The organism is Kamptonema animale CS-326, assembly GCF_028330895.1.
Lineage (GTDB): Bacteria > Cyanobacteriota > Cyanobacteriia > Cyanobacteriales > Microcoleaceae > Kamptonema > Kamptonema formosum.
Genome location: NZ_JAQMUA010000374.1, coordinates 1 through 3907, shown reverse-complemented (window position 1 = coordinate 3907; position 3907 = coordinate 1). Strand labels below are relative to the sequence as shown.

Below are 3907 nucleotides of genomic sequence, written 5' to 3'. Positions count from 1 at the left end.
TTAGAGAAGTTACCCTTAGCAACCCAGAATATTCTGAAGTTAGCCGCTTGTATTGGCAATCAGTTCGAGCTAGCAACATTAGCAATTGTTTCCGAACACTCAGAAGTAGAAACCGCAGCCAATTTATGGAAAGCATTGCAAGAAGGTTTGATTTTACCGATCGGTGATGTTTATAAATTTTATGTAGGGGCAGAAAGTCAAGCCGTTACTTCAGAAGAATCTCAAAATGTTACCTACAAATTTTTACACGATCGCGTCCAACAAGCCGCCTATTCCCTAATTCCCGATGACCAAAAACAGACGACTCATTACCAAATCGGAAAACTACTGCTGCAACAGGTTTCCGCACAAGCAAGAGAAGACCGGATTTTTGAAATCGTCAATCAATTAAATCACGGCACGGCTTTAATTACCCAACCAACAGAACGGGAAGAATTAGCCCAACTCAATTTAATTGCCTGTCGCAAAGCCAAAACCTCAACCGCCTATCAAGCAGCGCGTGAATATGCGGCAGTGGGATTGTCTTTGTTGGAAAAAAATGCTTGGCAGCAGCAGTATGAAATGACCCTCACCTTGTATGAATTAGCGGCAGAAGTAGCACTGCTAAATGGTAATTTTGAGGCGATGGAACAGTTCATTGATACTGTCATTGAACAGGCACATTCGTTACTAGAAAAGGTTAATGTTTACTGCATTAGAATTCAATCGCATATTTTCCAAAGTAAATTGACCTCAGCGATCGCGATCGGCCAACCAGTCTTACAACAGCTTGGCTTTACCTTTCCTGAAACACCGACACCATCAGATATTCAACGGGAAATCCAACAGATTGAGGAACTCATTGGAGATCGGGAAATCGCTGATTTGGTTCACTTGCCTGAGATGCGAGATGCCGAAAAACTCGCTATTCTTAAGATTGCCAATATCATCAGCCCAGCAGCTTACCTCACTGGCTCTGCGCTGTTCCCATTGCTGAATACTTTCTCGGTTAAACTTTCCATTCAGTACGGTAACACATCGATTTCTGCTTACAGCTATGCGAACTATGGCAATATTCTCTGCAATTTCTTCCAAGTCGTAGATACAGGAACACAGTTTGGTTCTCTGGCACTCCAGATTATCTCAAAACTTGATGCCAAAGCCACTAAAACAGAGGTTTTGATGCTCTTGGGGTTATTTGTTGTACACCGCAAATCTCACATTAAAGAAACACTACCCCTCTTGCAAGAAGGTTACACCACTGCCATAGAATTTGGGAACTTGGTACTTGCTGGGTACAATGGCCACAGTTTTTGTCTCAATTCTTTTTGGTGTGGTCAATCCTTGGCTACCTTAGAGCAGGATATTTGCGCTTACTGCCATAGTTTGATGCAATTAAATCAATTGACAACCGCAAATTATAGCCGGATTTATTGGCAACCTGTTTTAAACCTGTTAGGTCTTGCAGAACATACCACCCTTTTGTCTGGGAAAGCCCTTGAAGAAACAGAATTTCTCCCGCAGCTAGAGTCTGCCAAAGATGGATATGGATTGTATATTTTCCATTTGTATAAACTGATGCTTTGTTTCTTGTTTGGAGAAATTGAGCCAGCGAAAAATCATGCTATTGAAGTCAGGCGCTATTTTATGGCTGGTGCGGGATTAGTCACCGAACCAGTATTTTATCTTTATGATTCTCTGCTAACTCTGGCACAATTGAATCCACAGTTAGATGAAACATCAGAAGCATTGCAGGGTGTCATAGAAAATCAAACCAAGTTACAGCAATGGGCGGATCATGCACCCATGAATTATCAACATAAGGTTGATTTGGTAGCGGCAGAAAAGAGTCGAGTGTTAGGACAAAAAGCCGAAGCAATTGAGTTTTACGACAAGGCGATAACTCTAGCCAAAGCCAACGAATATACCCAAGAAGAAGCACTTGCTAACGAACTGGCAGCAAAATTCTACCTAGATTGGGGCAGACAGCGCATTGCTGGGGACTACATGATTGAAGCCTACTATGCCTATGCTCGTTGGGGTGCAAAAGCCAAAGTCGCTGACCTAGAAGCTCGCTATCCGCAACTACTTACACCTATATTAGAGCAAACCCGTTCTCCTCTCTCCACTCACGAAACTCTGTTCACATTGGGTAGTGTCACCTCCAGTAGTTCGGCCATATCCAGTAGTAATGTTTCTCTGGCTTTAGATTTAGCTACTATTCTCAAAGCTTCTCATACTATTTCCGGTGAAATCGAACTGGAAAATCTACTTTCATCGTTGCTGAAGATCGTCATCGAAAATGCGGGGGCTGATAAATGCGTGTTCATGCTCTTGCGAGACTCGCACCTGTTAATCAAAGGGTCAATTACCACAGGTTCAAAGCCAATTGTCTTGCAGCGTATTCCCATTGAAGATAGCGAGGACATTCCCCACAGACTAATTTACAAAGTCTTGCATGACAAGCAAACTACTGTAATAGTTGATGCCAGTGCCGATCGCACCTTAGCCAATGACCCCTATATCATCCGTCAGCAGCCCAAAAGTATCTTGTGTAGCCCGATTTTGCATCAAGGTAAGTTGATGGGCATTTTATATCTAGAGAATAATTTAGCGACGGGGGCGTTTACAAGCGATCGCGTCGAACTCCTGAATTTACTCTGTACTCAAGCTGCTATTTCCCTAGAAAATGCTCGACTGTATGAGCGAGAACAGGAAAAATCCAAATCCTTACAAGCCTCACTAGAACAATTAAAACAAACTGAAGCATCTCTAGCTAAAGAACGAGAGTTTTTGAATGCCATCATTCACAATATTACCGATGGCATTGTTGTCTGCGATGCTAGTGGTAATTTGACTCTTTTTAACAAAGCAACACAGGAATTTCATGGCTTACCGGTAGAATCATTACCATCAGAACAATGGGGCGAATATTTCTCACTCTATCACTCTGATGGTCAAACACCTTTAGCAACAACAGAAATTCCTCTATTTCGTGCCTTGCAAGGGGAAATCGTCGAAAATGCCGAAATGGTAATTGCACCGAGTCAGGGTTCTCGGAGAAGTTTATTAGCCAGCGGACAAGCAATCTTCGATTCTTGGGGTAACAAAGTCGGTGCTGTAGTTGTGATGCGAGATATTAGCGATCGCAAGCGAGTAGAACTAGAACTACAAAAACTTGCTGCTGTAGTGGAAAATAGCACCGATTTTATTGGCATCGCCGCCATTGATGGGCAAGCTTTGTATGTAAATCCCGCTGGATGCCGATTAGTTGGAATTGATAGCGCAGTGGATATTTTGAGTCTACATATCAGCCAATTCCACAGTTTAGAAACTCTTACTGAAATTCAACGAACGATTTTGCCACAGGCAATGCAACAGGGTTTTGCTCAAACAGATCTGCTCTTGCAGCACTTTGTCACTAAGGAACAGATTCCTGTTAATTACAACATTTTCACCATTAATGACCCACAGACGGCTCAACCGATCTATTTTGCTGCGATTATGCGCGACATCCGCGATCGCAAACAAGCGGAAGCCGCCATCATCCAAAAATCTCAGGAATTAGAACAAGCTTTACAAAACTTACAGCAAACCCAATTGCAAATGATTCAAAGCGAAAAGATGTCAGCTTTGGGAAATTTAGTTGCTGGCGTTGCTCATGAAATTAATAACCCCGTCGGCTTTATTTCCGGCAATTTGAATGAAGCTAAATCCACAGTTCAAGACTTAGTAGCGCATCTCAATCTCTATCGCGATCGCGCACCAGAAACAGAGATTACCGACCATGCCGAAGATATCGATTTAGATTACATCATCGAAGACTTGCCTAAAATGATTGACTCGATGCAATTGGGCTGCGATCGCATCCAAGGTATTAGCACTAGCCTCCGCACTTTTTCTAGAGTTGACAAAGACTACAAAGTTC

Annotated in this window: 1 protein-coding gene; it reads left to right on the top strand. The window is 42.6% G+C overall.

Going from position 1 to position 3907, the window contains the following annotated elements; genetic code table 11:
• Positions 1 to 3907 (top strand): PAS domain S-box protein (locus PN499_RS21830; RefSeq protein ID WP_272034561.1); only part of this gene is annotated, 3907 nt, incomplete at both ends.